The organism is Streptomyces sp. NPDC031479 (assembly GCF_055581065.1).
Map to the genome: position 1 here is coordinate 55,350 of NZ_JBVIKC010000022.1, position 26,682 is coordinate 82,031.

At 71.8% G+C, this 26,682-nt stretch carries 32 protein-coding genes; 11 read left to right on the top strand and 21 right to left on the bottom strand.

What is annotated here, in order from left to right:
* Nucleotides 1-30 precede the first annotated feature (30 nt).
* Entirely contained in the window at nt 31-360 is a 330-nt protein-coding gene (locus ACZ5D2_RS23730; RefSeq protein ID WP_371678089.1) for a hypothetical protein, read from the top strand.
* 125 nt (nt 361-485) lie between these two features.
* Complete coding sequence (locus tag ACZ5D2_RS23735) at nt 486-1,448, top strand: RNA polymerase sigma factor (RefSeq protein ID WP_371678088.1); 963 nt, start codon at nt 486-488, stop codon at nt 1,446-1,448.
* Between the two features lie 100 nt (nt 1,449-1,548).
* Here ACZ5D2_RS23735 and ACZ5D2_RS23740 read toward each other — a convergent pair whose 3' ends face one another.
* From ACZ5D2_RS23740 to ACZ5D2_RS23760, 5 genes are all read right to left on the bottom strand, one after another.
* Nucleotides 1,549-2,889 carry a dicarboxylate/amino acid:cation symporter gene (locus ACZ5D2_RS23740; protein WP_371678087.1) on the bottom strand — a complete coding sequence of 447 codons (1,341 nt, stop codon included), beginning with the start codon at nt 2,887-2,889 and terminating at the stop codon, nt 1,549-1,551.
* Nucleotides 2,890-3,320: 431 nt separating this feature from the next.
* A complete protein-coding gene (locus ACZ5D2_RS23745; RefSeq protein WP_371681239.1) occupies nt 3,321-3,590 on the bottom strand; it encodes a DUF4229 domain-containing protein in 270 nt (89 codons plus the stop codon).
* Between the two features lie 146 nt (nt 3,591-3,736).
* The gene (locus ACZ5D2_RS23750) at nt 3,737-4,261 is read right to left on the bottom strand and encodes a GNAT family N-acetyltransferase (protein ID WP_371678086.1); all 525 of its coding nucleotides are present in this window, start codon (nt 4,259-4,261) and stop codon (nt 3,737-3,739) included.
* 91 nt (nt 4,262-4,352) lie between these two features.
* Nucleotides 4,353-5,516, bottom strand: a complete 1,164-nt coding sequence (gene mqnE, locus ACZ5D2_RS23755) for an aminofutalosine synthase MqnE (RefSeq protein ID WP_371678085.1) — start codon at nt 5,514-5,516, stop codon at nt 4,353-4,355.
* Between the two features lie 55 nt (nt 5,517-5,571).
* Nucleotides 5,572-6,027: an Lrp/AsnC family transcriptional regulator gene (locus tag ACZ5D2_RS23760; RefSeq protein WP_030232075.1), complete on the bottom strand. Its 456-nt coding sequence runs from the start codon at nt 6,025-6,027 to the stop codon at nt 5,572-5,574.
* Between the two features lie 122 nt (nt 6,028-6,149).
* Between ACZ5D2_RS23760 and ACZ5D2_RS23765 the strand changes: the two genes are divergently transcribed.
* Nucleotides 6,150-6,284, top strand: a complete 135-nt coding sequence (locus ACZ5D2_RS23765; RefSeq protein ID WP_279628676.1) for a hypothetical protein — start codon at nt 6,150-6,152, stop codon at nt 6,282-6,284.
* Here the strand turns inward: ACZ5D2_RS23765 and ACZ5D2_RS23770 are convergent.
* Nucleotides 6,281-6,964, bottom strand: coding sequence for a UbiX family flavin prenyltransferase (locus ACZ5D2_RS23770; RefSeq protein ID WP_468931769.1), 684 nt, complete (start codon nt 6,962-6,964; stop codon nt 6,281-6,283). The two genes, ACZ5D2_RS23765 and ACZ5D2_RS23770, sit on opposite strands and share 4 nt — an antisense overlap.
* Nucleotides 6,965-7,051: 87 nt before the next feature.
* On the opposite strand from ACZ5D2_RS23770, the gene ACZ5D2_RS23775 reads away from it, so the two are divergent.
* Nucleotides 7,052-7,645: a rhomboid family intramembrane serine protease gene (locus ACZ5D2_RS23775; protein WP_371678083.1), complete on the top strand. Its 594-nt coding sequence runs from the start codon at nt 7,052-7,054 to the stop codon at nt 7,643-7,645.
* 4 nt (nt 7,646-7,649) lie between these two features.
* On the opposite strand, the gene ACZ5D2_RS23780 is transcribed toward ACZ5D2_RS23775, so the two are convergent.
* Genes ACZ5D2_RS23780 through ACZ5D2_RS23795 form a run of 4 tightly spaced genes read right to left on the bottom strand, consistent with a single transcriptional unit; the run spans nt 7,650 to nt 10,703 of the window.
* On the bottom strand, nt 7,650-7,799 hold the full coding sequence (locus ACZ5D2_RS23780) for a hypothetical protein (protein WP_371678082.1): 150 nt from the start codon (nt 7,797-7,799) through the stop codon (nt 7,650-7,652).
* A 44-nt stretch (nt 7,800-7,843) separates the two neighbouring features.
* Nucleotides 7,844-8,767 (bottom strand): menaquinone biosynthesis prenyltransferase MqnP, encoded by a 924-nt coding sequence (mqnP, locus tag ACZ5D2_RS23785; protein ID WP_371678081.1) that lies wholly within the window; start codon nt 8,765-8,767, stop codon nt 7,844-7,846.
* Nucleotides 8,764-9,249: a hypothetical protein gene (locus ACZ5D2_RS23790; protein ID WP_371678080.1), complete on the bottom strand. Its 486-nt coding sequence runs from the start codon at nt 9,247-9,249 to the stop codon at nt 8,764-8,766. The genes mqnP and ACZ5D2_RS23790 overlap by 4 nt, the downstream gene beginning before the upstream one ends.
* Nucleotides 9,246-10,703 carry a menaquinone biosynthesis decarboxylase gene (locus ACZ5D2_RS23795; protein ID WP_371678079.1) on the bottom strand — a complete coding sequence of 486 codons (1,458 nt, stop codon included), beginning with the start codon at nt 10,701-10,703 and terminating at the stop codon, nt 9,246-9,248. The genes ACZ5D2_RS23790 and ACZ5D2_RS23795 overlap by 4 nt, the downstream gene beginning before the upstream one ends.
* Nucleotides 10,704-10,793: 90 nt before the next feature.
* Here ACZ5D2_RS23795 and ACZ5D2_RS23800 point away from each other — a divergent pair, with 90 nt between their 5' ends.
* Together ACZ5D2_RS23800 and ACZ5D2_RS23805 are read left to right on the top strand one after the other, a co-directional pair.
* Nucleotides 10,794-11,138, top strand: coding sequence for a PLD nuclease N-terminal domain-containing protein (locus ACZ5D2_RS23800; protein ID WP_468931776.1), 345 nt, complete (start codon nt 10,794-10,796; stop codon nt 11,136-11,138).
* Between the two features lie 78 nt (nt 11,139-11,216).
* Nucleotides 11,217-11,759 (top strand): hypothetical protein, encoded by a 543-nt coding sequence (locus tag ACZ5D2_RS23805; RefSeq protein WP_371678077.1) that lies wholly within the window; start codon nt 11,217-11,219, stop codon nt 11,757-11,759.
* Here ACZ5D2_RS23805 and ACZ5D2_RS23810 read toward each other — a convergent pair.
* The 8 genes from ACZ5D2_RS23810 to hemL form a co-directional block, all read right to left on the bottom strand.
* Nucleotides 11,735-12,238, bottom strand: a complete 504-nt coding sequence (locus ACZ5D2_RS23810; protein WP_371678076.1) for an SRPBCC domain-containing protein — start codon at nt 12,236-12,238, stop codon at nt 11,735-11,737. The two genes, ACZ5D2_RS23805 and ACZ5D2_RS23810, sit on opposite strands and share 25 nt — an antisense overlap.
* 25 nt (nt 12,239-12,263) lie before the next feature.
* Nucleotides 12,264-13,346, bottom strand: a complete 1,083-nt coding sequence (ccsB, locus tag ACZ5D2_RS23815) for a c-type cytochrome biogenesis protein CcsB (protein WP_468931780.1) — start codon at nt 13,344-13,346, stop codon at nt 12,264-12,266.
* Nucleotides 13,343-15,079, bottom strand: a complete 1,737-nt coding sequence (gene resB, locus ACZ5D2_RS23820) for a cytochrome c biogenesis protein ResB (protein WP_371678074.1) — start codon at nt 15,077-15,079, stop codon at nt 13,343-13,345. Before resB ends, ccsB begins: the two co-directional genes overlap by 4 nt.
* A gap of 13 nt (nt 15,080-15,092) precedes the next feature.
* Entirely contained in the window at nt 15,093-15,869 is a 777-nt protein-coding gene (locus ACZ5D2_RS23825) for a cytochrome c biogenesis CcdA family protein (RefSeq protein WP_468931783.1), read from the bottom strand.
* Between the two features lie 4 nt (nt 15,870-15,873).
* Nucleotides 15,874-16,518, bottom strand: a complete 645-nt coding sequence (locus ACZ5D2_RS23830) for a TlpA family protein disulfide reductase (RefSeq protein WP_371678073.1) — start codon at nt 16,516-16,518, stop codon at nt 15,874-15,876.
* A 77-nt stretch (nt 16,519-16,595) separates the two neighbouring features.
* On the bottom strand, nt 16,596-17,846 hold the full coding sequence (locus ACZ5D2_RS23835; protein ID WP_468931786.1) for a polysaccharide deacetylase family protein: 1,251 nt from the start codon (nt 17,844-17,846) through the stop codon (nt 16,596-16,598).
* 223 nt (nt 17,847-18,069) lie between these two features.
* The gene (locus tag ACZ5D2_RS23840; protein ID WP_371678071.1) at nt 18,070-18,744 is read right to left on the bottom strand and encodes a histidine phosphatase family protein; all 675 of its coding nucleotides are present in this window, start codon (nt 18,742-18,744) and stop codon (nt 18,070-18,072) included.
* Nucleotides 18,741-20,063, bottom strand: coding sequence for a glutamate-1-semialdehyde 2,1-aminomutase (gene hemL / locus ACZ5D2_RS23845; protein ID WP_356213856.1), 1,323 nt, complete (start codon nt 20,061-20,063; stop codon nt 18,741-18,743). The genes ACZ5D2_RS23840 and hemL overlap by 4 nt, the downstream gene beginning before the upstream one ends.
* 133 nt (nt 20,064-20,196) lie before the next feature.
* On the opposite strand from hemL, the gene ACZ5D2_RS23850 reads away from it, so the two are divergent.
* Nucleotides 20,197-20,808, top strand: coding sequence for a hypothetical protein (locus tag ACZ5D2_RS23850; protein WP_371678070.1), 612 nt, complete (start codon nt 20,197-20,199; stop codon nt 20,806-20,808).
* Nucleotides 20,809-20,882: 74 nt separating this feature from the next.
* On the opposite strand, the gene ACZ5D2_RS23855 is transcribed toward ACZ5D2_RS23850, so the two are convergent.
* Nucleotides 20,883-21,413: an EF-hand domain-containing protein gene (locus ACZ5D2_RS23855; RefSeq protein WP_371678069.1), complete on the bottom strand. Its 531-nt coding sequence runs from the start codon at nt 21,411-21,413 to the stop codon at nt 20,883-20,885.
* 127 nt (nt 21,414-21,540) lie between these two features.
* On the opposite strand from ACZ5D2_RS23855, the gene ACZ5D2_RS23860 reads away from it, so the two are divergent.
* The gene (locus tag ACZ5D2_RS23860) at nt 21,541-22,047 is read left to right on the top strand and encodes a GNAT family N-acetyltransferase (RefSeq protein WP_468931791.1); all 507 of its coding nucleotides are present in this window, start codon (nt 21,541-21,543) and stop codon (nt 22,045-22,047) included.
* 111 nt (nt 22,048-22,158) lie between these two features.
* On the opposite strand, the gene ACZ5D2_RS23865 is transcribed toward ACZ5D2_RS23860, so the two are convergent.
* Nucleotides 22,159-23,058 (bottom strand): NADP-dependent oxidoreductase, encoded by a 900-nt coding sequence (locus ACZ5D2_RS23865; RefSeq protein WP_468931847.1) that lies wholly within the window; start codon nt 23,056-23,058, stop codon nt 22,159-22,161.
* A 161-nt stretch (nt 23,059-23,219) separates the two neighbouring features.
* Here ACZ5D2_RS23865 and ACZ5D2_RS23870 point away from each other — a divergent pair, with 161 nt between their 5' ends.
* From ACZ5D2_RS23870 to ACZ5D2_RS23880, 3 genes are read left to right on the top strand one after another with little or no spacing between them, the layout of a single operon-like run.
* A complete protein-coding gene (locus ACZ5D2_RS23870; protein ID WP_371678067.1) occupies nt 23,220-23,636 on the top strand; it encodes a winged helix-turn-helix transcriptional regulator in 417 nt (138 codons plus the stop codon).
* Between the two features lie 40 nt (nt 23,637-23,676).
* Complete coding sequence (locus tag ACZ5D2_RS23875) at nt 23,677-24,411, top strand: Mut7-C RNAse domain-containing protein (RefSeq protein WP_468931794.1); 735 nt, start codon at nt 23,677-23,679, stop codon at nt 24,409-24,411.
* A gap of 42 nt (nt 24,412-24,453) precedes the next feature.
* A complete protein-coding gene (locus tag ACZ5D2_RS23880) occupies nt 24,454-26,199 on the top strand; it encodes an FAD-dependent monooxygenase (protein ID WP_468931796.1) in 1,746 nt (581 codons plus the stop codon).
* On the opposite strand, the gene ACZ5D2_RS23885 is transcribed toward ACZ5D2_RS23880, so the two are convergent.
* Complete coding sequence (locus ACZ5D2_RS23885) at nt 26,187-26,624, bottom strand: hypothetical protein (protein ID WP_371678064.1); 438 nt, start codon at nt 26,622-26,624, stop codon at nt 26,187-26,189. The two genes, ACZ5D2_RS23880 and ACZ5D2_RS23885, sit on opposite strands and share 13 nt — an antisense overlap.
* Nucleotides 26,625-26,682: the final 58 nt, after the last annotated feature.

Here is a 26,682-nt window from a genome sequence, read left to right on the forward strand (position 1 = left end):
CGTCCGGGCCCCACGGCTGTCGTGATCACCGTGAAGACCTCGTTCCCCCCGCGCCGCGAGTCGATCGACCTGCCCGCCGACCAGGGGTGCCTGCGGTGGGTGCTGGGCCTCCCCTTGGTCCTCTTCTGCTACCTGCCCGCCGCGTACTTCTGTTACGGCGCGCTGGTGTTGCAGCCCGGCTACCCGGGCGACCGCATGCGCGACGACGCCCGGCTGCTGGCCGGGATCAGCGTCGGCCTGTGCTTCGCCGGGCTGCTGCTCACTGCCGTGCCCCTCTTCCACCGCACGCTGGGCCGCTGGTGGTACGCGGGGCCCTACCTCCTCGCGACGCTGGCGTTCCTGCGTTGGCAGACCCTTTGAGCCCCCGCCCGCCGCCGCCCACCGAGATCTTTCGAGATTTTCTTCCCCAGCTCCGTCCAAACACGGTTCCCTAGGCCTCACCCGTTGCGACCGGCCCACCCCGGGCGGTCGTGAGGAGGACCAAGATGACGAGCTTCCCGCCCTTTGCCACGCCCTGTCTGAACTGCGCGGCCCCCGTCGACCTGCTGGACGCGGAGCCCCCCGCCGGGGACGGGCCGGCGGAGTACCTCGACTCGACACGCTGGTGCGGGCGCTGCATGCGCTACCTGGACGACTGGGACCGGTTCTTCCTGCTCTACCAGCCGCGGTTGCGCAGCTTCTGCCTGCGCAAGCTCCAGGGGTTCATGCCCAACGAGGACTTCCGGCAGGTCGCGGAGGACATCGTCCAGGAGACGATGATCATCGCGTACCGGCACTTCGATCGGTGGGACCGGCCGGAGCGGGCGATCTGGCGCACGGCCCGCAACGAGATCAGCGGGCAGTGCTCGGCCTACCGCATGGTGACCGCGGACGGCTTCCCCCTCACCATCCGGCACGTCTCCCCCACCCGCCCCGAGGACTTCGGCTTCCCCCCGGCCGCGGATCCGGCCGAGGCGGTCATCGGCAAGGTCACCCTCTACTCCGCCCTCTCCCGACTGCCCCGCCCCCAACAGGAGGCGCTCCTCGTCCACACGGCGCTCCAGGTCCCCGCGGCAGCGGCGGGAGTCCTGCTCGCAAGGCCGGCGTCGACGGTCAAGACACATGCGCAGAGCGGTCGAAAGACCCTGCGGGAAGCCGCCGCCAAGGGCGCACTCGTCATCCTGCCCGGCGCCGCCCTCGTGGGGCTGTACAAGATCCTGGAGCAGGTCCCCTTCGAGGCCGCCGCCAGCGGCGGTCTCGACCTGCTCACCCGGCCCGACGTCTACCCGGTGGTGGCGGCGGCCGCGGCCAGGTACGGCATCGGGTACCTCCGCGACCGGTACCTGCGCGCCCGGTACCAGAGCCGGCCCGACGCCCCCGACACCGCTGACGCAACCGGAGCCCGCATCCGGACCACCCTCCGGGACCGCCGCACCTACGACAAGGAGCGTCACCGCGGCGCGCTCTGACGGCACCGGGCCCGCCGAACCCGCCGGCCCTGCCGGTCCCTTCACGAACGCCGCGGCCCCCGCCCGGACGGGGGGGGGGGCCGCGGCGGGTGCGTGCGCGTCAGGCCGCGACGGGGACCTTCGCCGGCTCGGCGGCGGCCGGGGCGGCGGCGGGCTCGTCGAGCGGGGAGGACGAGGCGGCGGCGTACGCCTCCTTGTCCAGGATCCCCTCACGGGCCGAGACGAGGACCGGGACGAGCGCCTGGCCGGCCACGTTGGTGGCGGTGCGCATCATGTCGAGGATCGGGTCGATCGCCATCAGCAGGCCGACGCCGGCCAGCGGCAGGCCCAGGGTGGAGAGGGTGAGGGTCAGCATCACGGTCGCGCCGGTGAGGCCGGCCGTGGCGGCGGAGCCGACGACCGAGACGAACGCGATGAGCAGGTACTCCTTGATGCCCAGCTGCACGTCGAAGATGTTCGCGATGAAGATCGCGGCGAGCGCCGGGTAGATCGCGGCGCAGCCGTCCATCTTGGTCGTGGCGCCGAACGGGACGGCGAAGGAGGCGTACTCCTTCGGGACGCCGAGGCGCTCGGTGACCTTCTGGGTGACCGGCATGGTGCCGACCGAGGAGCGGGAGACGAAGGCGAGCTGGATCGCGGGCCAGGCGCCCTTGAAGAACTGGACCGGGTTGACCTTGGCGACCGTCGCGAGGAGCAGCGGGTAGACGCCGAACATCACCAGGGCGCAGCCGATGTAGATGTCGGCGGTGAAGGTGGCGTACTTGCCGATCAGGTCCCAGCCGTAGCTCGCGATGGCGGTGCCGATGAGGCCGACGGTGCCGATCGGGGCGAGGCGGATGACCCACCACAGGGCCTTCTGGAGGAGTTCCAGGACCGACTCGGCCAGGTTCAGGACGGGCTGGGCCTTGCCGCCGAGCTGGAGGGCGGCGATGCCGGCGACGGCGGCGAGGAAGACGATCTGCAGGACGTTCAGCTCGGTGAACGGCGTGATGATGTCCTTCGGCACGATGCCGGTCAGGAAGTCGATCCAGGAGCCGTGCCGCTTGGGCTCCTTGCCGTCGGCCGGGGTGAGGCCGGTGCCGGCGCCCGGGTCGGTCAGCAGGCCGATGGCCAGGCCGATGGCGACCGCGATCAGCGAGGTGATCATGAACCAGAGCAGCGTGCGGGTGGCGAGCCGCGCGGCGTTGTTCACCTTGCGGAGGTTGGTGATGGACACCAGGATCGCGAAGAAGACGAGGGGCGCGACGGCCAGCTTCAGCAGCTGGATGAAGATGTCGCCGACCTGTTCGAGGGTGGTCTTGAGCCAGCTGATGTCCTGGCTGCGGGCGAGCCAGCCGAACAGGACGCCGAACGCGAGGCCGGCGACTATCTGGGCCCAGAACGGGAACTTGAACGAGGCCTTGGCGGGAGCCTGGGCCTGGGGGGACGCGGACACGGACACTCTCCGGGGGTGACGCACGGGGGAGGCGGAAGGTTTCTGCGGGGGATGCGGTGCGGCAGCAGCCGGAAAGGGGCCGGGCCGGCCGGGGACCGCTGCTGTATCGATTCGGCTCGACGGGGCGAGGGGAATCAGCGGCAACAGCAACAGGCCGCGGACACGCGGCGGCAGAGGTCGACGTGCAGGCGTGACACGAGCGGGACGCTCACGGTCATCGGGTGCGCTGCGACGGTCAACATGTTGAACACGCTAACACTTCTCCTTTGAGAATCTCAAAGGCGTACTTTGAGTCGAGCTCGCACGGGAGCGGAGCACACTCCCCCGGACATGCCGAAGCCCCAGCGGACCAGGGGGTGTTCCCGGTGCTGGGGCGGTTCGGTGCGGTTCGGTGGAGTTCGGCGCGTTCGGTGTGTGAGGAAGCCCACGGGCTCCCGTCAGCTCACGCGGGCGGCGTCGTCGGCCGCGTCCTCCTGGTTGCGGTTCGCGGCGAGCTTGTCCTTCGCACCCGCGACGCGTCCCGCGATCTGCTCGGACATCTCGTCACGCTGCTTGCGCAGCAGGATGAAGGAGAGCGGGGCGGAGAGCACCAGGGCGAGCAGCACGACCCAGGCGGGGTTGGCGTCGCCCAGACCGGCGGGCACCCAGCCCACGTTGACCAGGACGGCGACCAGGACCAGGCATCCGACGAAGATGCCCAGGCGCATCGCGGTGTAGCGGATCGTCGCGCTCGGCTTGAGGGACACGGTGACCCCTTCTCTCTCGTCGTCTACGGCGGCACGTGCCTCACCAGTGAAGCACGCCGGGCCCCCGCTCCGGCCCGCCGGGGTCGCCCGCCGGACTCCCCCGCCGGTCAGTGCAGCGGCAGCAGCATGGTGATGTCGTCGCGGTCGTCGCCCGGGGCCACGCGGATGGCGTCGGGGACGCGTCCGACCTCCTTGTAGCCGCACGCCGCGTAGAAGTGCTCCAGCCCGAGGCCGCCGCGGCAGGAGAGGCGGATGGCCTCGATCCCCTCCAGCGAGCGCGCCGCGTCGGCGAGGGCGGCCATCAGCTCCCGGCCGGCGCCGCGGCCCTGGAGGGCGGGGCCGACCATGACGGTGTACGCCCAGACCCAGTGCGTCTGCAACCGGTGCGTGTTGAGGGCGAGGAACGCGGCGGCCGCGACCCGGCCCCGCTCGTCGTGCCCCACCAGCAGCCGGTGGCGGCCCTCGGCCATGGCGGCGAGGTGCTTGACCAGCTCCGGCCGGATGACGTCGCGGGTGACGGGCGGTACGAAGCCGACCGCGCCGCCCGCGTTGGAGACCTCGGTCCACAGCTCGGCGAGGCCGTCGCGCAGGGCGGGATCGACCACCGGGTCGAAGGTGAAAGTAAGGGTCATCACTGAATAGTAGTCATTACTCACCCTCTCGGGCAACGCAAAAGCCCCGGTCCGCGGGGGACCGGGGCTCATCACGCGCGGGAGCGGAACCTCAGACGCGCATCGCCTGCGGGGTCTCGCGCAGGCCGGCGTCGGGACCGGGGTACTCGCGGATGACCTCGTAGCGCGTGTTGCGCTCGACCGGGCGGAAGCCCGCCTCGCGGATCAGCTCCAGGAGGTCGTCGCGGCCCAGCTTGTTCGGGGTGCCGTAGTTGTCCGCGTCGTGCGTGATCTTGTACTCGACGACCGAGCCGTCCATGTCGTCCGCACCGTGCTGCAGCGCGAGCTGGGCGGTCTGCACGCCGTGCATCACCCAGAAGACCTTCACGTGCGGCACGTTGTCGAAGAGCAGGCGCGAGACCGCGAAGGTCTTGAGGGCCTCGGCGCCGGTCGCCATCGTCGTGCGCGCCTGGAGCTTGTTGCGGACCTTGCCGTCCTGCATGTCCACGAAGTCGTGCTGGTAGCGCAGCGGGATGAAGACCTGGAAGCCGCCGGTCTCGTCCTGGAGCTCGCGCAGCCGCAGCACGTGGTCCACGCGGTGGCGCGGCTCCTCGATGTGCCCGTAGAGCATGGTGCTCGGGGTCTTGAGCCCCTTCTCGTGCGCCAGGCGGTGGATGCGCGACCAGTCTTCCCAGTGGGTGCGGTGGTCCACGATGTGCTGGCGGACCTCCCAGTCGAAGATCTCCGCGCCGCCGCCGGTGAGCGACTCCAGCCCGGCCTCGATCAGCTCGTCCAGGATCTCGGAGGCCGAGAGACCGGAGATCGTCTCGAAGTGGTGGATCTCGGTGGCCGTGAACGCCTTCAGCGAGACGTTCGGCAGCGCCTCCTTGAGGGCGGACAGCGAACGCGGGTAGTACCGCCACGGCAGGGTGGGGTGCAGGCCGTTGACGATGTGCAGCTCGGTGAGGTTCTCGTTCTCCATGGCCTTGGCCAGGCGGACGGCCTCCTCGATGCGCATCGTGTACGCGTCCTTCTCGCCCGGCTTGCGCTGGAACGAGCAGTACGCGCACGAGGCGGTGCAGACGTTCGTCATGTTGAGGTGGCGGTTGACGTTGAAGTGGACGACGTCACCGTTCTTGCGCGTGCGCACCTCGTGGGCGAGACCGCCCAGCCAGGCCAGGTCGTCCGACTCGTAGAGGGCGATGCCGTCCTCCCGCGTCAGCCGCTCGCCGGAGCGGACCTTCTCCTCCAGCTCGCGCTTGAGCCCAGCGTCCATGCCGGTGTCTCCTCTATGTGTCCCGTCCTGCGTGCAACCGCCACCCACCGTACTCTCAGCCCTCCTCGGGCAGCTCCCCGACCCGGTTCTCCCACTTCGTGGAGAGCACGATGGTGGTGCGGGTGCGCGAGACGCCCTTGGTGCCGGAGAGCTTCCGGATGATCTTCTCCAGGCCGTCGACGTCGCTGGCGCGGACCTTGAGCATGAAGGAGTCGTCGCCGGCGATGAACCAGCAGTCCTCGATCTCCGCCAGGTCGCGCAGCCGGCGCGCCACGTCCTCGTGGTCCGCGGCGTCGGAGAGGGAGATGCCGATCAGCGCGGTGACGCCCAGACCGAGCGAGGCCGAATCCACGGTCGCGCGGTAGCCGGTGATCACACCGGCCGTCTCCAGACGGTTGATGCGGTCGGTGACGCTGGGGCCGGAGAGGCCCACGAGACGGCCCAGCTCCGCATACGAGGCACGACCGTTCTCGCGAAGTGCCTGGATGAGCTGCCTGTCCACCGTGTCCATTACGTGGAGCCTTCCATTATTCGGCGTTACTGCAAGTCTAGGTATAGAATCAAAGGCGCACAGGGTCAACACCCTGTGAAATCTTTCAACAGATCAATGACGATCTTCAGGAGTGGTTCACCGTGTACACGATCGAGATGGCCTACGCGCACATGCGACAGCTCCAGGAGCTGGCCAACCGATCCCGCACCGACCAGCCGTCCGCCGCGCACCGCGTCGACAAGACCCGTAAGCCGCGCGGCGCCAAGAAGCGCTAGTCACCGGACTGGCCACGGGGGCGGGCTGCGCCAAGCTCCCCCTCCCAACGGCGGTACAGCCGGTGCGGCACACCTGCCGCGTCCAGCACCCGCCCCGCGACGAAATCCACCAGGTCCTGGATGTGCGTCGCACCCGCGTAGAACGCCGGAGAGGCGGGCAGCACGATCGCGCCCGCCTCGTCCAGCGCCACCAGATGCCTGAGCGTCTGCCCGTTCAGCGGGGTCTCCCGCACCGCGACCACCAGTCGGCGCCGCTCCTTGAGCGTCACGCTCGCGACGCGCTGGAGCAGGTCCTTCGACAGTCCCAGCGCCACACCCGCCACGCACGCCGTGGACGCGGGGACGACCAGCATCCCCTTCACGGGGTACGAGCCCGAGCTCGGACCGGCCGCGAGGTCCCCCGCCCCCCAGTACCGGACGGCGTCCAGATCCGGCACCCGGAAGGTGCCCGGCTTCCCGTCGGCCCCCCGGCCCAGCCACTCGGCGAGGTCGTCGCGCCAGTGCGCGTCCCGGAAGGCGATCCCCGTCTCGTCCAGCAGGGTCAGCCGCGAGGCACGGCTGACCACCAGGTCCACGTCCTCGCCCGCCGCCAGCAGCCCACGGACCACCGCCGCCGCGTACGGCGTCCCGGAGGCCCCGGAAACCCCGACCACCCACGGGGTGCGCTTGCGCTCTGTCATAGCTCCGAGACTATCCGGCCACGGAGCGAAGGCACTCGGTAAGGTGACCGCACGTCCCGGGGCGTGGGACGGCGCGAGGGGACGTACATGAACACGATGACCGAAGAGACCTGGTCACAGACGGACCGGGCCAGGGCCGCGGCCCGGCTGATGCTCGGCTGGGTGGCCCTGTTGTGGGCGGTCGAGGCGGTCGACCTCGTCACCGGCCACGCGCTCGACGCGTACGGGATACCCGCCCGCGACCCCGGCGGCCTGAGCGGCATCCTCTTCGCGCCCTTCCTGCACTTCGGCTTCGCCCACGTCGCCGCCAACAGCGTCCCGCTGCTGATCCTCGGCTTCGTCACGGCCCTGTCCGGGATCCGCCGCTTCCTCGCGGTGTGCGCCCTGATCATCCTGGCGGACGGCCTCGGCGTCTGGCTGACCGCGGCCCCGAACACCATCACGGCCGGCGCCTCCGGCCTGGTCTTCGGACTCTTCGGCTACCTGCTGGTGCGCGGCTTCGTGGAGCGCCGGGCCCTCGGCATCGCCGTCGCCCTGGGCGTCGCCGCCGTCTGGGGCACCACGATCGTGGTCGGCGTCCTGCCGACCGACACCACCGTCAGCTGGCAGGGCCACCTGTGCGGCCTGGCCTCGGGCATCGCGACGGCCCTGTTCTTCCGCCGCCCGCCCCGGGCCTCCTGACGGATCAGCCGGCCGTACCCGGGTCCACGGGGAGCTCCGCGGTCTCGACCGTCAGCTTGCCGATGCCCGCCTCGACGACGACCGCCCCGCCGTGCGGGATGTCCTCGAACCGGCTGAGCTGCGAGTGCGGACGCTCGCTGTCCGAAACGGTCATGTCGGCCTCCCTGTCCGAGCACCCGGCGACAGGCCGCACTCCGGCTAGAGCGTCAGACCCCGCACCACCAGATCCAGCAACGCACACACGAACAGGGCGATCCCGATGAAGCCGTTGACGGTGAAGAAGGCCCGGTTCAGGCGGGACAGGTCGTGCGGCCTGACGATGGTGTGCTCGTAGCAGAAGGCCGCCACGACGACCAGCAGCCCGAACCAGAACAGCGGGCCCGCGTCGGTGAGCAGCGCGTACCAGACCAGCAGGGCCGTGGTGACGACGTGGGCGCCGCGGGCGCCCCACAGGGCCGCCGGGACCCCGAAGCGGGCCGGGACGGACTTGACGCCCTCCGCCCGGTCCGCGGCCACGTCCTGGCAGCCGAAGATCAGGTCGAAGCCGCCGATCCACACGCCGACGGCGAGGCCGAGGACCACGGCCTCCCAGGACCACTCGCCCGTGACGGCGAGCCAGGCGCCGATCGGCCCCATCGCCTGGGCCAGGCCCAGGATGGCGTGCGGGAAGTCCGTGAACCGCTTGCCGTACGGGTAGACCACCATCGGGACGACGGCGACCGGCGCGAGCGCCAGGCACAGCGGGTTCAGCAGCGCCGCCGAGCCGAGGAACACCACGAGCGCGACCCCGGCCCCGGTCCACGCGGACCGCACGGACACCGCGCCGGTGACCAGCTCGCGCCCCGCGGTACGCGGGTTGCGGGCGTCGATCTCGCGGTCGATGATCCGGTTCGCGGCCATGGCGAAGGTCCGCAGGCCCACCATGCACACGGTGACGAGCAGCAGCTCCCTCCAGTGCACGCGCCCGTCCAGCCGGAACATCGCGGTGAAGGCGGCGATGTAGGCGAAGGGCAGCGCGAAGACCGAGTGCTCGATCATCACGAGCCGCAGGAAGGCCTTCACCTTGCCGGCGGACTGGGGCGCGGGGCCCGGCCCGAGGACGTCCTCGGCTGCCGATGTCATCCGAGGGACCTCCGGAACTGTTCGAGTTCGGCGCGCAGGTCCGTGATGGACGACGGGCCGATCTCCACCTCCAGCAGGGGCGTTCCCTCGGAGGGCGGCGGGACGACGCTGGCCAGGAAGGCGAAGCCCTCGCCCGCCGGGCGGCCGTCGAGGCGCAGCACGTCGTGCGCGGCGACCGTCAGCACCTCGGTGAACTCGGCGTCCGGGTCGGCGATCGCGGCGAGCAGCCGCTCCGCGAAGGCGCCCGCGTCGGCGTCGGAGAGGTCGTTCAGGGCGATCTCCCGCCCCTCGCCGTCGGTGCGGTCGGCGATCAGCTGCCACTGGTCGGACGGTCCGGCGAACTCCTCGGGCGTGACTCCGGCGCGCTTGGCGGCCTCCTTGACCGCCGGCTGGGCCGGGTCGATCGTGGGGCGCACCAGGGCGACGCAGGGGGTGTCGCTGCCGATGAAGAGGGCGGGACCGCCCACGGCGATGGGGCTCACAGGCCGTACTCCTTCCATCGGCGGTCCACGAGGGCCGCCGTCGCGGGATCGGACTCCACCATGTCGGGCCAGCCGCCGTCGCGCGTGTAACCCTCCTCCGGCAGTTTCTTCGTGGCGTCGATTCCCGCCTTGCCGCCCCAGAACTGCTGGTACGAGGCGTGGTCCAGGTGGTCCACCGGTCCCTCGACGACCGTGAGGTCGCGGGAGTAGTCGGTGTTGCCCAGCGCCCGCCAGGACACCTCGTGCAGGTCGTGGACGTCGCAGTCCTTGTCCACCACGATGATCAGCTTGGTCAGCGACATCATGTGGGCGCCCCAGATGGCGTGCATGACCTTCTGCGCGTGCTTGGGGTACTTCTTGTCGATCGAGACGATCGCGCAGTTGTGGAAGCCGCCCGACTCGGGCAGGTGGTAGTCCACGATGTCCGGCACGATGATCTTGAGGAGCGGCAGGAAGAAGCGCTCCGTCGCGCGGCCCAGCGGACCGTCCTCGGTCGGCGGCCGGCCGACCACGATGGACTGCAGCAGCGGACGCTTGCGCATCGTCACGCAGTCGATCTTCAGTGCGGGGAAGGGCTCCTGCGGGGTGTAGAAGCCGGTGTGGTCGCCGAAGGGGCCCTCGGGCAGCATCTCGCCCGGCTCCAGCCAGCCCTCGATCACGACTTCGGCGTTGGCCGGGACCTGGAGCGGGACCGTCTTGCAGTCGACCATCTCGATCCGCTTGCCCGCGACGAACCCGGCGAAGAGGTACTCGTCGATGTCGCCCGGCAGCGGCGCGGTCGACGCGTACGTCACGGCGGGCGGGCAGCCGAAGGCGATCGCGACCGGCAGCCGCTCACCGCGCGCGGCGGCCACGGCGTAGTGGTTGCGGCTGTCCTTGTGGATCTGCCAGTGCATGCCGATGGTGCGCTTGTCGTGGCGCTGCAGGCGGTAGAGGCCGAGGTTGCGCACGCCCGTCTCGGGGTGCTTGGTGTGGGTGAGACCCAGGTTGAAGAAGGAGCCGCCGTCCTTGGGCCAGGTGAAGAGGGCCGGCAGCTGGTCCAGGTCCACGTCGTCGCCGGTGAGGACGACCTCCTGGACGGGTGCGGACTCGCCCTTCACCTTCTTCGGCGGGACGTGCACCATCGAGCCGAGCTTGCCGAAGGCCTCGCGGACGCCGATGAAGCCCTGGGGCAGCTCGGGCTTCAGCAGGCCGCCGATCTTCTCGCTGATCTCGCCGTACGACTTCAGGCCGAGGGCCTTGAGCAGGCGCCGGTCGGTCCCGAAGACGTTCATGGCGAGCGGCATCGCCGAGCCCTTGACGTTCTCGAAGAGCAGGGCCGGGCCGCCGGCCTTGTTCACTCTGTCGACGATCTCCCCGATCTCCAGGTACGGGTCGACTTCGGCCTTGATGCGCTTGAGGTCGCCCTCCCGCTCCAGAGCCCGGAGCAGCGAGCGGAGATCGTCGTAAGCCATGGGGCCCAGTATCCGTCACCAACTACCCTGGGGACGTCACCGGGGCCCGACGCGGGCCCGCCGCCACTGCTGGGGAGTCGGTCCCACACCGTGCTGCGCTATCTGCCGTTCCTGCTGATCATCGCGCTGACCATCTACACCTTCATCGACTGCCTGAACACCCCCGAGGAAGAGGTCAAGCACCTCCCCAAGGTGGTGTGGGTGATCATCATCCTGATCTTCTCGATCGTCGGGCCGGTGGTGTGGCTGTTCGCGGGCAAGAAGCGGGCGGGCGTCGGCGGCGGCCGCCCGGGGCGCACCCAGTGGGTGGCGCCGGACGACAACCCGGAGTTCCTGAAGTCCCTGGGCGAGGAACGCGAGAACCGGGAGAACCGCGAGAGCGGCGAGAAGCGGGAGAACCGGGAGAACCGGGACGAGAAGGACAAGGACCAGTAGGACCGGGGGCCACCGGGGCGGCAAAATGTGACGCAAAACTTGATTGAACGCGTTCAATAGGGCTGTCAGAATGGGCCCATGCCACTGCCACGGGCCCCACGCGAGCGCGGGCCGCGGATCGTCGACACGATCCTGCGCAATCTCCTCGCCTACGGGGTGCTCGTCGCCGCGCTGCTCACCATGACCGGGTGGAACCCCCAGCAGGGCACGCCACCCGTCCCCGCCGTCTACGACGCCGACCTCTCCGAGATCGTCGGCACCTGGCGCTGCGTCGACGGCACCGAGGTCGTCTTCCGCACCGACGGCAGCGCCTCCGTCACCCTCCTCGACGGCCAGGAACGCGACTACGCCGCCGGCTGGCGGCTCTCCGGCCCCGGCCGCTGGCGGCTCACCGAGGACCGCGACTCCGGCCGCAGCCTCGGCCAGCACCTGCGCCTGGTCCTGCCCGCCGCCACCGGCACCGCCACCCGCGCCGGCACCGTCACCCAGGCCCCCGGCCGCTACTCCTGGACCTTCGAGCTGCGCCGCGACGCGCACCGCTCGCTGGAGCTGTACTTCTTCTTCGGCGACGGGACCGGACCGGGCCGGCGCGGGGCCTACGTCCTGGAGAAGGACGCGTAGGAGGCCCGCAGCTCCGCCCGGCGGGCCTCGGTACGGCCCGCCCAGTCGACGGGCTGCCCGCCCAGCGCGGCCTCCAGCCCTTCGAAGTGCTCGTGCCAGGCGGCCAGGCAGTCCAGGCGCTCCGCGTCGGAGCCGCCGCGCTCGTTGAGGAAGCGGACGACCGTCGAATCGGTGCCCACCGCGTCCAGGTGGAAGCGGATCCGCCCCTCGCCGGTGACCGTGTACTCCACGACCCGCTCGGCGTCCCAGGCCGTGACCTTCCCCGACACCGTGATCCCGGTGTACGGCCGGCGCAGGGTGACGGCCCCGCCGAACCGGCGTTCCAGCACGTCCACCGCCGCCAGCCAGCCGTACAGCCCGTCCGCCGTGGTCAGGGCGGCCCAGACGGCCTCGTAGGCGAAGGGCACGTGCGTCTCGAAGCGGACGATCCAGCGTCCGCCCTCACGCGGCTCGCTGGTGGCATGGCTCACAGGAGGCATACCACCAGCGTCGCACCGCCCGCGCTCAGACGCCCGCGTACGAGTGCTTGCCGCTGAGCAGGATGTTCACGCCGTAGTAGTTCCAGATCCAGCAGGCGAAGGCGAACAGCGCCAGGTACGCCGCCTTGCGGCCCTTCCAGCCCGCGGTGGCCCGCGCGTGCAGGTAGCAGGCGTACGCCACCCACGTCACGAAGGACCAGACCTCCTTGGGGTCCCAGCCCCAGTAGCGGCCCCAGGCGTCGCCGGCCCAGATCGCGCCCGCGACGATGGTGAACGTCCACAGCGGGAAGACGGCCGCGTTGATGCGGTACGAGAACTTGTCGAGCGAGGCCGCCGAGGGCAGCCGCTCCATCACCGAGGAGCGGAAACGGCCGGGCGTGCGGCCGGCCTCCAGGTGGGCCTCGTAGCTGTCGCGGAACAGGTAGAGCACCGCGCCCGCCGCACCGATGTAGAAGACGGCGCCGCAGAAGATCGCGGTCGAGACGTGGATCCACAGCCAGTACGAGTGCAGGGCCGGAACCAGCTGGTCACTGGCGGTGTACAGCCAGGTGGTGGCGATGCCGAGGTCCAGCAGGACCGTGGTGACCAGGATCAGACCGAGCCAGCGGACGTTCTTCTTCAGCGCCAGCAGCAGCAGGTACGCGCCGACGGCCACCGTGGAGAAGGTCACCGAGAACTCGTACATGTTGCCCCAGGGGGCCCGCTGCACCGACATCGCGCGGGAGACCACGCCGACCGCCTCGATGAGGAAGCCGAGGACGGTCAGCGAGACCGCGATCCGTCCGTAGAGGTCACCCTTCTCGGTGCCGCCGGCCGCGCCGGGACCGTCCGGGACGTCCCGGGTGCCCGCGGCGGAGCGGGTGACGACCTGCGGCCTGTCGAGGACGGCCGTGCCGCCGCCCTTGGTCCGCACCTGCACGGCGGGAGCCGCGCCGGCCGCGGCCGACGTCAGCGCGGCGGCCGTACGGCCCACCTTGCTGCGGCTGCCGAAGACCCATTCGGTGATGTGCGCGAAGAAGGCGAGCGTGTAGACCGCCATCGACGCGTACACCAGCTTGTTGCTGAGATCGGCCAGGCTCTCGTTGGTAGCGGCCGCGAGCAGCGTCATGCGCGCTCTCCTTCGTGGGCTTCATCTGCGGATGACGCGGATCCTGTGGATTGCGCGTCTGCGGGGGGTGCTGCGGCGGGCGCGGAGGGCGCCCGCTCGAACAGGGCGGCCGAGAGCGCCGACAGCTCCTCCGGCAGCTTCGCGGACTCGCTGCGGCCCAGGCCGGCCATCTCGACGACGGTCACCCCGTCCTCGCCGCGCACCGCGCGGACCCAGACCCGGCGGCGCTGGATGAACAGGGAGGCGGCCAGACCGCCGATGGCGGCCATGGCGCCCGCGAGGGCCAGCCCGCTGGCCGGCTGCCGGGTGACCGAGAAGGTCGCCCAGCGCTCGACGCCCTCGAACCTGACGGTGCCCTCGCCTCCCGGGAGCTCCATCGCCTCGCCGGGCAGCAGGCGCTTCTTGAACAGCTGCCCGTCGGCGTCCTTGAACTCCTGGAGCTTGGAGGTGTTCAGCTGGTACACGTTCTGCGGCAGGCCCGAGTCCACGCCCAGGCTGCCGTGGTAGGCGCTCAGCGCGAGGACGGGGAAGTCCAGCGCAGGGAACTGCGAGAGCATCGTGCCCTTGCCCTCGCCCGCGAACGTCGGCACGAACATGGCGTTGAAGCCGAGCTGCTCCTTGTCGCCGTTCTTGTTGCGGTAGCCGTCCGGCACCTTGACCGCGCCCGAGGAACTCAGGTTCGCGTCGAAGGGCAGCATCGGGACGGCGTCCTTGTAGATCACCTTCCCGGCGGGGTCGGTCACCGAGATGACGGGCGCGTACCCGTGCCCCAGCAGGAAGATCTTGGAGCCGTCGATCTCCAGGGGCTTGTTGACCTCGATCTCGGCCTTGTGCGGCGCGCCGTCGGCGCCCTCGCTGTAGGTGACGTAGGCCTTGAAGTCGCGCGCGGTGCCCTTCTGCGGGCCCGTCTTCTCGTACGTCGCGTCGAACTTGTCCAGCGTGAACGAGAACGGCGCCAGGTCGTCCGAGGAGAAGAGGCTGCCGTACTTGAAGTCGTCGTACTGGGTGAGCGTGTTGGAGAAGCCCTTGCCGCGCAGGACGAGCTTGCCGCCCTCGGACTTGAACAGCTGACCGGCGGCGAACGCCACCAGCATCACGATCAGGGCAATGTGGAAGATCAGGTTCCCGGCCTCGCGCAGGTAGCCCTTCTCGGCGGCGACGGAGTTCCCGCCCGCCTCCGTACGGAAGCGGCGCCCGCCCAGGACGCCCTTCGCCGAGGCGAGCACCTCGTCCGGGGACTTCTCCGTACGCCACGTCGTGTACGCCGGCAGCCGGTCCAGGCGCCGCGGCGCGCCCGGCGGGCGGCCGGTGAGCTGGCCGACGAACTGCCAGGTGCGCGGAACGATGCAGCCGATCAGCGACACGAACAGCAGGATGTAGATCGCGGAGAACCACACCGAGCTGTAGACGTCGAAGAGCTGGAGCTTCTCGGCGGCCGGCACCCAGAACTCGTGGGTCTTCTTCCAGTCCGCGACCTTCATCGCGTCGACCTGGGTCTGCGGGATGAGGGAGCCGGGAATGGACCCGAGCGAGAGCAGGAAGAGGAGGATCAGCGCCACCCGCATGGAGGTGAGCTGACGCCAGAACCAGCGGGCCCAGCCGATCACGCCGATGCCGACGGGGGCGGCGGGGCCGTCCTCGACGGGGGCGGTGGACAGCTGCGCGCCGGCCGCCTCGTCGGTGGGGTCGGACTCGTGCGGCGCCTCGGCGGGCGCCTTGTCGGTCGTACTCATGTGCGTGTAGTCCTCAGATCCCCACCGTGAAGCCTTGGGTCCAGCCCTGCATCTCACTGACGATGCTGGCCCACATTCCTGTGACGAGCAGCAGACCGGTCACGATCAGCATGCCGCCGCCGATGCGCATCACCCATGCATAGTGCTTCTTCACCCAGCCGAAAGCGCCCAGCGCCTTGCGGAAGGCCAGCGCCGTGGCGATGAACGGCAGGCCCAGCCCCAGACAGAACACCACGGTGAGCAGGGCCCCGCGGCCGGCGGTCGCCTGGTCGATGGAGAGGGTGTTGACCGCCGCGAGCGTCGGACCCATGCAGGGGCTCCAGCCGACCCCGAAGAGCACGCCGAGCAGCGGCGCCCCGAGCAGGCCGGCCGCCGGCTTCCGGTGGAAGCGGAACTCGCGCATCGTCAGACCGGGGATCCACCCCATGAAGAAGAAGCCGAGGAGGATCACCACCCCGCCGAGCACCCGGGAGATGGCGTCCTTGTTGGCGGCGAGGGTGTCCCCGAAGTAGCCGAAGAGCGCGCCGGTCGAGACGAAGACGGCGGTGAAGCCGAGCACGAACAGGCTCGCTCCCGCCAGCATCCGGCCGCGGCGCGCCTCGGCGAGGTCGGCGCCGCCGACGCCCGTCACGTAGGACAGGTAGCCGGGGACCAGCGGCAGGACGCAGGGGGAGAAGAAGGAGACCAGCCCGGCCAGCAGCGAGAGCGGCAGGGCCAGCAGCAGCGCGCCGTTGAGCACGGTGGTGTTCACACCGGTGGCTTCGGCGGCGAGGAGGTGCAGGGCGACCACCGTGTCACTTCTCCGCGAGGAGCGGGTCGATCATCGAGCGCAGCTGCTCCTCGTTGACCGCGACGAGGGTGCGGGCGGCGATCTTGCCCTCCTTGTCGAGGACGATCGTGGAGGGGATGGACTGCGGGTTGAGCGTGCCCTTGGGGAAGCGGAGCATCAGTTTCCCGTCCGGGTCGAAGAGGCTCGGGTAGGTGATCCCGAAGTTCTCCTCGAAGGCGGTGGCGTTCTGCTTGCTGCTGTCGCGGGTGTTCATCCCGACGAAGGCGACGTCCTTGCCGGCGTCGGCCATCTCCTTGGAGACCTTCGCGAAGTACGGCGCCTCGGCCCGGCACGGCGGGCACCAGGAGCCCCACACGTTGAGGACGACGACCTTGCCCTTGAGGGCGGTGGTGTCGGCGGTCTTGCCGTCCACGGTCTCGCCGTCGAGCTTGGGGGCGTCGACGCGGTCGGCCTTGGCCACGGTGGAGATGCCGTTGGGGCCGGTCACGTAGTTGCCCCCGGCCGAGCCGGAGGGCTTGCCACCGCCGTCCGCGTCGCTGCACGCCGACAGGGCGAGGGTGCTCGCGAGGGTCACCGCGGTCAGCAGGACGGCGCGGCCGCCGGCAGAGCGGCTGCTACTACGACGGACACGGGCGCGGCTAAGGCTCATGTGAAAAGTTTCGCATGAGCGATTTGCCGATCTTCCGCACCCCCCGACGGGGTTGTCAACGCGCTGGTCAGTACCGGTCAGGCGGCCGAAAGGTACGCGGACCAGCCTCCGGGAGGGGCCTGTCCGGGGGCCAGGGTCCGCAGCCTGGCCAGCAGTTTCCCGTCCTGGACGTCGAGCCAGTCGGTGAACTGCCGGAAGGATACGAGGCGTACGTCCTTTTTGTCCGACATGGCCTTGAGGGCCTCCTCGACGGCGTCCATGTAGATGCCGCCGTTCCATTCCTCGAAGTGGTTGCCGATGAAGAGGGGAGCGCGGTTGGTCTCGTAGGCGCGGCGGAAGCCGCCGAGGTAGGTGGCGGTCGCCTGGGAGCGCCAGGCGGGGTAGTTGGCGGGCACGCCCCTGGTGGTGTTCTGCGACTGGTTGGCGAGGATGTTGTAGTCCATGCTCAGCACCTCGAACGTGTGCCCGGGGAAGGGCAGCGACTGGAGGGGCAGGTCCCAGACGCCCTCCTTCTTCGCCGGCCACTGCTGCAGGCCGCCGGACGAGCTGGAGTCGTAGCGCCAGCCGAGGCGGGCGGCGGTCGGCAACAGGCCCTCCTGGCCCAGGAGACAGGGGGTGCGGGCGCCGATGAGCTCCTTGCGGTAGTCGAAGGGCAGGGGTTCGAGGTCGGTGAAGCCGGTGTTGGTGCGCCAGTCGGTGACGAACGACACCGCCTGGTCGATCTCCGACCGCCAGTCCTCCGGGCCCCAGTGCGCGACGGAACCGGAACCGCCGCAGAAGTGGCCGTTGAAGTGGGTGCCGATCTCGTGGCCGTCGAGCCAGGCCTGGCGGACGAAGTGGAGGGTGTTGCGGACGTTCTCGTCCTTGAGGTAACCGATGTCGGAGGCGCCGACGGGGTTGTTCGGGGGGTGGTACAGGCCGCTCTTCGACTCCGGCAGGAGGTAGAGGCCGGAGAGGAAGAAGGTCATCGCCGCGCCGTGGTCGTTGGCCAGTTTGAGGAAGCGGGGGAAGAGGCCGTTGCCGACCTCGCCCGCGCCGTCCCAGCTGAAGACGACGAACTGCGGCGGGGTCTGACCGGGTTCCAGGGGGACGGGCCGGGGCGGCTGGTGGGGCTGTGGTCCGGTGTCGGCGGTGGAGCCGTCGCCGATCACGCGGACCGCGGCGGGCGGCGCGGAGCCGTCGCCGGCCGTTATCGGGCCGTGCCTGCCGGAGCCGGATCCGGACCTGCCGCCATCACCGCCACCGCAGCCGGCGAGCCCGATCGCCGCGGCGGCACCGAGTCCGAACCCGAGCAATCCCCTTCGACTGACGTCGCGTACGTCGCTCATGAAATGTCATATAAACGGACAATCCCGCGACGTCGACCCACCGACACGTCACCACGTGCGCAACTTGTATGAAATTAGGCCTGCCCATGACCCGGCTTTGCCCTTGGGGCCCGGGGGCGGGGGGGGCCGGGGGCACGAGGCCGGAGGGCCGGGGGCACGGGCGGGCGCGGAGACGCCCGCGGGCCCGCCCCCGGGTGGGGACGGGCCCGCGGAGGAGGCGGAGTCAGGCGCCGAAGGCCTTGGACTTGCCCTTCACCGGCTTCGCTCCGGCCAGCAGGTGCGCCGGGACCAGGTCCCGCGCCGGCTCGCTGTAGCCCACCGACACCAGCTTGTCGCCCTGGTACGTGAACGACGTCAGCGAGGCCAGCGTGCACTGCCGGCGCCGCGGGTCGTGCCACAGCCGCCGCTTCTCCGCGAAGCTCCGCACGATCCAGATCGGCAGCTGGTGGCTGACCGCCACCGCCTCGTGCCCGCGCGCCGCGTCCCGCGCCGCCTCGATCGCGCTCATCATCCGCACGACCTGCTCGACGTACGGCTCGCCCCACGACGGCTTGAACGGGTTCGTCAGGTGCTTCCAGTTGCCCGGCTTGCGCAGCGCACCGTCGCCGACGCCGAAGGTCTTGCCCTCGAAGACGTTGCCCGCCTCGATCAGCCGGCCGTCCGTCGCCAGCTCCAGGCCGTGCACCTTCGCGATCGGCGCGGCCGTCTCCTGCGCCCGCTCCAGCGGGGAGGCCACCACGTGCGTGACGTCCCGGTCCTGGAGGTGCTCGGCCACCCGGTCGGCCATCTGCCGGCCCAGCTCGGAGAGGTGGTACCCGGCCCGGCGCCCGTAGAGCACCCCGTCCGGGTTGTGCACCTCGCCGTGCCGCATCAGGTGGACGACGGTCATGTCGCTCATGCGGTCGCCTCCGCGGCGGCTCGGGCGGCGGCGGGCAGCGCGGCCGCGATGCGCTCCACGGCGCGCTCGTCGTGGGCGGTGGACACGAACCACGACTCGAACGCCGACGGCGGCAGGTAGACGCCCTGCGCCAGCATCGAGTGGAAGAACCCGTTGAAGCGGAACCCTTCCTGCTTCTTCGCGTCGTCGTAGTTGCGGACCTCGTCCTCGGTGAAGAACACCGAGAACATGTTGGAGGCCGTCTGCAGCCGGTGCGCCACGCCCTCCTTGGCCAGCGCCGCCGTCACCAGACCCTGGATCTCCGCGGAGACCGCGTCGACCTTCTCGTACGCCGCCGCGTCCAGCAGCCGCAGCTGCGCGAGACCGGCCGCGGTGGCGATCGGGTTACCGGAGAGCGTGCCCGCCTGGTACACCGGGCCGGCCGGGGCCAGGTGGCCCATGACGTCCGCACGGCCGCCGAACGCCGCCGCCGGGAAGCCGCCGCCCATGACCTTGCCGAAGGTCATCAGGTCGGGCTTGACCCCGTCCACGCCGTACCAGCCCGCGCGGGAGGTACGGAAACCGGTCATCACCTCGTCGGAGATGTACAGCGCGCCGTTCTCCCGGCACAGGTCGGCCAGCCCCTGGTTGAAGCCCTCGCCCGGGGTCACCACGCCCATGTTGCCGGGCGCGGCCTCGGTGATCACGCAGGCGATCTCGCCCGGGTGCGCGGCGAACGCCGCCCGCACCGCGTCGAGGTCGTTGTAGGGGAGCACGATCGTGTCGCCGGCCTGCGCGCCGGTCACCCCGGGGGTGTCCGGCAGCGCGAAGGTCGCCAGGCCGGAACCTGCGGCGGCCAGGAGCGCGTCGACGTGACCGTGGTAGCAGCCGGCGAACTTCACGACCTTGGCGCGGCCGGTGAAGCCGCGGGCCAGCCGGATCGCCGACATGGTCGCCTCGGTGCCCGAGGACACCAGGCGCACCTGCTCGACGGGCTCGATGCGGGCGACGATCTCCTCGGCGAGCGCGACCTCGCCCTCACCGGGCGTGCCGAAGGAGGTGCCGCGGGCGACTGCGGCCTGCACGGCCTCGATCACCTCGGGGTGGGAGTGGCCGAGGATCATCGGCCCCCACGAGCAGACCAGGTCGACGTACTCGCGCCCGTCGGCATCGGTCAGATAGGGACCGGTACCGGACACCATGAACCGGGGCGTACCGCCCACGGCACGGAAGGCGCGCACGGGAGAGTTCACGCCGCCGGGGGTCACGAGGGACGCGCGCTCGAAGAGCGTCTGCGAAACTGGGGCTTCATACGGGTACGGGTAGCTCACACCAGCCATGGTCTCAGAGGCCGCGACAGACTTGCGGACGGGCGTTTCACCGCGCCGCCGCGGGGGAGGTCACTGCCATGATGATCAGGCTGCGTGGCGGGGGCCGCGGGGCCGGGGCAGGCAATACGTGTCGGGTGGAGATATGCAACGCGGTGGTGGACCGGGCGAGGGTACGGACGGCCTGGACCCGCAGCGCGCCCGTGACGCCCGAGCCCGTCGCGGCAAGCACCGGCGCCGAGGCGCCGAGGCGGCCGATCCCGTACCTGGTCCCACCCGGACGCCGGACGGCGGGGACGGCCTCCCCAAGGGCCGCGGCATGGGAGTGACGTACAAGTACTTCGGCGCCCCGGACGGCGCCACGGCCGCGCGGGTGCCCCAGACGATGCGGCCCGAGGAACTGGGCGGCGACGAGCTCGGCATGGGCGGCATGTTCACCAAGATCAAGCCGGAGACGGTCGCCGCGATGGTCCTGACCGGCATCGAGGGCATACCCCTGCACAAGGTGCCCCCGCTGGAGCTGGTCGTCCTGCACCCCGACTACGCCGTGGTCAAGCTCCCGATGACGGTGGTCGACCCGCTGCGCGGCGTCGGCGAGGAGTCGGTCGGCGCGGCCGCCTTCATCTGGTCGACCGTCCCGGACCGGGGCGGCCCCCGGGACGCCTTCAACGTCTACCAGCTGCTGCACGAGTGGCAGGACTTCTCCCACCGCCTCCACGAGGCCGGCCACCAGCCGTACTGCCTCGTCTGGCCCTGACCGGCCCGCCCCGCCGCGGTCGCGCGGCGGGGCGGCGTCGGCGCGGCGGGGCGGGGCGGCGGCGGTGCGGCTGGTCAGCGGGCGGCGGCGGCCGTGTGCAGTGCCTCCGCCATCGGTGACGTGCCCTCCGTGACGTAGCTGCGGATCGAGGCCAGGTAGGCGTCCCGGCCGACGCGCCCGTGGCCGCCGGCGGCCTCGTCCAGCGCGTCGAACGCCGGACCGGCGTTGTCGGCCGGATTGCCCAGCGCCTCGCGCAGCCGCGTGAACTCCGCCCGGTCCAGCGCCCCGTCGCCGTCCGCGTCGGCGAGGTCGAACAGCGAGCCGAGCGCCTGCCGGCAGACCTCGTCGAAGGCCTCGGCGCCCGCCCAGGCCGCGTACTCCTCGAAGGTCACCGCCCCGTCGCCGTCCGCGTCCATCGATGCGAACACCCGCTCGTGGGCGGTGCGGGCGACCGCGACCCGCGGGTCGTCGCCGCCGCGGCCCATCGCCGACGCGGCCCGCTCGGGGCGGGACAGGTACTCGTGACGGGAGATCACGCCGTCCCCGTCCACATCGAGCATGGTGAAGATGTGGCGCTTTGCCATGAGGGAGGTCGCCGTGTCCATGAAGATTCCTTTCGCGTACTTCGGACTGGCCCGTTACCCCTCCCCTCACCCCCTCACCCGCTCCGCGCGCCCCACGCGCCCCCTCTCACCTCTTTCCGCCCCCCGGCCCACGGGGCAGAGTGGCCGCATGGAGACACGCGTACGGCTGGAGCCCTGGGGCGAGGACGACTTCTGGCTGCTGTCGCGGTGCAACTCGGCGGAGATGACCGCGCACCTCGGCGGGCCCGAGTCCGAGGAGAAGCTCATCGCCCGGCAGCGCCGCTACGAGGCCCTGAGCGCGCGGGAGCCGGCCGCCGGGCGGATGTTCCGGGTGGTGCTCGGCACCGAGAGCGTCGGGTCGATCGGCTTCTGGGAGCGGGAGTGGCGCGGCGAGCCGGTGTACGAGACCGGCTGGGCGGTGCTCCCGGAGTTCCAGGGCCGCGGCCTGGCCGCGGTCGCCCTCGCCGAACTCGTCGCGCACGTCCGCGCCCACGGCTCCCGCCGCGCCCTGCACGCCTTCCCGGGCACCGACCACCCGGCGTCCAACGCCGTCTGCCGCCGGGCGGGCTTCGCGTGCCTGGGCCGGGTCGACTTCGAGTACCCCCCGGGCACCCCGCACCCGAGCAACGACTGGCACCTGCCCCTCACCCCCTGACCCCGCCCTCCCCGCCGACGTCCGGGCCGCGAGGGCCGGGCCGCGCAGGCCGGGCCGGAGCCCCGCGGCGGCCGGCCCTCCAAGCCGTCAGACCCTCCAGCCGTCAGGCCGTCAGGCGACCGTGAGGACCAGTCGGCCGCGCGTGCCCGGGGTGCCGAGGGCGGCGTGCGCCTTCGCGGCGTCCGAGAGGTCGAAGGTGTCCGCGACCCGGAGCGTCAGCTCCCCCGCGTCGACCAGCGCGACCAGCCGCCCCAGGTGCTCGCCGTCGGGGGCGACCTCCTGCTCCTCGACCCGGATCCCCCGCTCCGCGGCCGGCCCGCCGTGGGGGCGGAGCCCGACGTAGACCCCTCCGTCACGGACGAAGGCCAGCGCGGCCTCCCCCAGGACGGCCGCGTCCAGGACCCCGTCGACCGGGGCGGTCGGCGCCCCGCCGCGCTCCACGAAGGCGCTCGCGCCGAGCGACCGTACGAAGGCCTCGTCCTCCGCGCCCGCCAGGGCGGTCACCGCCAGTCCGGCCCGGACGGCCAGCTGGACCGCGAGCCCTCCGACCACCCCGGCCGCGCCGGTGATCAGCACGGACGCGCCGGGGGCCAGTCCGAGCAGGTCCACCGCGCGGGCGGCCGTCAGCCCGCTCAGCGGCAGCGCCGCCGCGGCCGCGTCGTCCGCCGTCCCGGGGGCCGGAGCCAGCGCCGAGGCGTCGAGCACCACGTACTCGGCGTGCGTGCCGAGCGGCTTCACCGGGCCGTAGTGCAGGCCCACCACCCGGCGGCCCACCGTCCAGCCGTCCACCTCCGGGCCGACCTCGTCGATCTCGCCCGCCACGTCCCAGCCGAACCCGAGCCGCTGCCCGGCCCCGCCGAAGACCCCCACGCGGACCGCTCCGTCGACCGGGTTCACCCCGGCCGCCCGGACCCGGATCCGGACCTGGCCGGCTTCCGGGCGCGGCACCGGCACCCGCTCCACCCGCACCTGCTCCGGGCCGCCGAAGGCGTCGACGACCGCTGCCCGCATGGTGTGCGTCTGCTCGCTCATTCTCTTTCTCCCCTGTGTGTTTTCGGCTCGGGTTCGCCGGGCGGTTCCGCCCTTCCCGATGACCACTAACTTAGGGAGAGGTACTCTCTTTTCGTAAGTACGTACTTCGGAGTGCGTACCCGACCCGGAAGTGGGTAACCATGGCCACCCGCACCGCCGCCGCCCGCCGCGACGAGGCCCGCGCCGCCTACGACGCCTTCGTCAAGGAGTGCCCCACCAGCCAGCTCCTGGCCCGTATCAGCGACAAGTGGGTCGGCCTCATCCTCAGCGCCCTCGGCCAGGCCGAGACCGGCTCCATGCGCTACAGCGACCTCGGCCGCAAGATCCCCGGCGTCAGCCAGAAGATGCTCACCCAGACCCTCCGTTCCCTCGAACGCGACGGCCTCGTCAGCCGCACCGTCACCCCCACCGTCCCCGTCCGCGTCGACTACGCCCTCACCGAACTCGGCGGCAGCCTCGGCTGTCTCCTCTCCTCCGTGAAGCGCTGGGCGGAGAACCACTTCGACGACGTCAGCGCCCACCGCGACGCCTACGACGGAGCCCTCGCGACCACGTAATTCGGCCGCGCCACCAGGCCCCCGATGGCATGCTGGGATCGTGAACGGTCCCGGCATTCAGCTCACCCTCGCCCCCGAACTGCGCCTCTTCGTCCCGCCCAGCCGGCGCGCGGATCGCGTACCGACCGCCACCGACGGCGCCTCCAGCATCGGCCACGTCGTCGAATCCGCGGGCGTCCCCCTCACCGAGGTCGGCCGCCTCCTCGTCGACGGCCACGAGGTGCCCGTCTCCTACGTGCCCCAAGCGGGCCAGTCCGTCGAGGTGTTCGGCGTGGAGCGCCCGCAGCGGCTCCCCGAAGCCCCGCTGCGTTTCCTCCTCGACGTCCACCTCGGCACCCTCGCCCGTCGCCTGCGCCTGCTCGGCGTCGACGCCGCCTACGAGAACGAGGACATCGGCGACCCCGCGCTCGCCACCCGCTCCGCCGCCGAACGCCGCGTCCTGCTCTCCCGCGACCGCGGCCTGCTGCGCCGCCGCGAGATCTTCGCCGGCGCCTACGTCTACAGCGACAACCCGGACGACCAACTCCGCGACGTCCTCGGCCGGTTCGCCCCCGACCTCGCCCCCTGGACCCGCTGCACGGCCTGCAACGGCCCCCTGCACGAGGCCGACAAGGACAGCGTGGGCGACCGTCTGGAGCACGGCACGCAGCGCTCGTACGACGTCTTCGCGCAGTGCACCGACTGCGAGCGCGTCTACTGGCGCGGCGCCCACCACGCCCGGCTGGAACGGATCGTCAGCGAGGCCATGGCCGAATTCGGCGGCGCCGCAGCCTGACCCCCACCCCCCGGAGGGTCCCGTCCGGCAGACTCTCCGGCCATGACCGCAGCCGAGAACACCTCGCACGTCATGGACCCCGCCACCGCCGCGACCGACCCCGGGTCCGCCGCCACCGCGGACCCCCGGACCGTCGTCGACGTCGTGGTCGTCGGCGCAGGACCCACCGGACTCCTGCTCGCCGGCGACCTCGCCGCCACCGGACTCTCCGTCACCCTCGTGGAGCGGCGCCCCCGCACCGCCGCCAACCTCACCCGCGCCTTCGCCGTGCACGCCCGCACCCTCGAACTGCTCGACGCCCGCGGACTCGCCGACCCGCTCGTCACCACCGGCCGCCGGATCGACCGCATACGCCCCTTCGGTGGCATGCCCCTCTCCCTCCAACGCCTGCGCTCGCGCTACCCGTTCGCGCTCGTCACCCCTCAATATGAGACAGAGAAACTCCTGGAGCGCCGCGCGTTGTCCACAGGGGTGGACATCCAGTACGACAGTCGGGTCATCGGCCTGCATCAGGACCGCGACACCGTCACCCTCGACCTCCACCCCACCACCCCGGACACCCGGGACACCCGGGAGACCCCGAGCACCTCCCCGGGCACCTCGGACACCCCGAACTCCGCAGGCACCTCGACGGGCACCCCCGGCGCCGCCCCCACCCGCCGGATCCACGCCCGCCACGTCGTCGGCGCCGACGGCGTCCGCTCCACCGTCCGCGAGGCCCTCGGCCTCCCCTTTCCCGGCCGCGCCGTCGTCCGCTCCATGATCCTGGCCGACGTCCGCCTCACCGACCCGCCCGAAGACGCCCTCGCCGTCAACGGCGCCGCCGACGCCTTCGGCTTCCTCGTCCCCTTCGGCGACGGCTGGTACCGCGCCATCGGCTGGCGCCGCGACGCCGACGCCCCGGACACCGCCCCCGTCGGCCTCGACGAACTCCGGGACATCCTGCGCGACGCCCTCGGCACCGACCACGGCATGCACGACCCCCGCTGGATGTCCCGCTTCCACAGCGACGAACGTCAGGTCCCCCACTACCGCGTCGGCCGCGTCTTCCTCGCCGGGGACGCCGCCCACGTCCACTCCCCCGCCGGCGGCCTCGGCATGAACACCGGCCTCCAGGACGCCGCCAACCTCTCCTGGAAACTCGCCGCCGTCCTCCACGGCCGGGCCCCCGACCCCGAAGCCCTCCTCGACAGCTACCACCGCGAGCGCCACCCCGTCGGCCGCCTCGTCCTGCGCGTCAGCGGCACCATCGTCCGCGCCGCCATGGCCGCCACCCCGGCCCACCGCACCGCCCGCGCCCTCGGCGCCGCCCTCCTCGCCCACATCGGCCCCGCCCGGGAACGCGCCCTCGGCATCGTCTCCGGCATCGGCATCGCCTACCCGCCCCCGCCGGGCACCCGCCGCCCCACCCCCGCCGGCCGGCGCGCCCCCGACCTCGCCCTCGCCCACGGAGAGCGCCTCTACGAGGCCCTGCGCACCGGCGGCTTCGTCCTCGTCACCCCGCCCGGCACCGCCACCCCGCCCGGAACCCCCCTCGCCCACCGCCGCTGGGCCTCCGGGACGCGCACCGCGTGCGTCCTCGTACGCCCCGACGGGTACGTCGCCTGGAGCGCCCCGCGGCCCACCGACGCCGAGCTCACCGCGGCCGTCGCCGCCTGGCTGCTGCCCCGCCCCCTGCCGGGACCCGGCGGCCCCCGGGTCCCCCAAGGCCCCCAGGCCCCTCAAGGCCCTCAAGGCCCTCAAGGCCCTCAAGGCCCTCAAGGCCCTCAAGGCCCTCAGAAGGCGTAACCGTCGCCCGTGTCCAGGGCCAGCACCACGAGCTCGTTGTTGCCGCGGTTGCGGTCGGTCGCCCCGCCGTTCCACCACGTGTCGATGCGCACCACCACCTCGGCCGGCCGCTCCCGCAGCCCCAGCGACAGCCCGATGTGCCGCCCCCTGCCGTGCTCCGGCAGCTCACCCGTCTCGCAGACCACCTCGCGCTGCCCCGCCCGCGCGCACCCCTCGGCCAGCTCCTGCCGGTCCGCGAGGTCCACCGACAGCCGCACCCGCACCGTCGCGTTCGGCACCCCGGACGGCCCCTCGTTCTGCGGCACCATCCACACCTTCAGCCGGCCATGGGCCAGGGACACCCGCCCGTGGTAGGCCACGTCGGCCTCCGGCCCGGCCCACGCACCCGCGGGCCCGGCCCCGCCCAGCACCAGCAAGCCCGCCACCACCACACTCCGTACGGCACCACGGCGCACCGCCACCACCTCCTCGCGCGGACGCTAA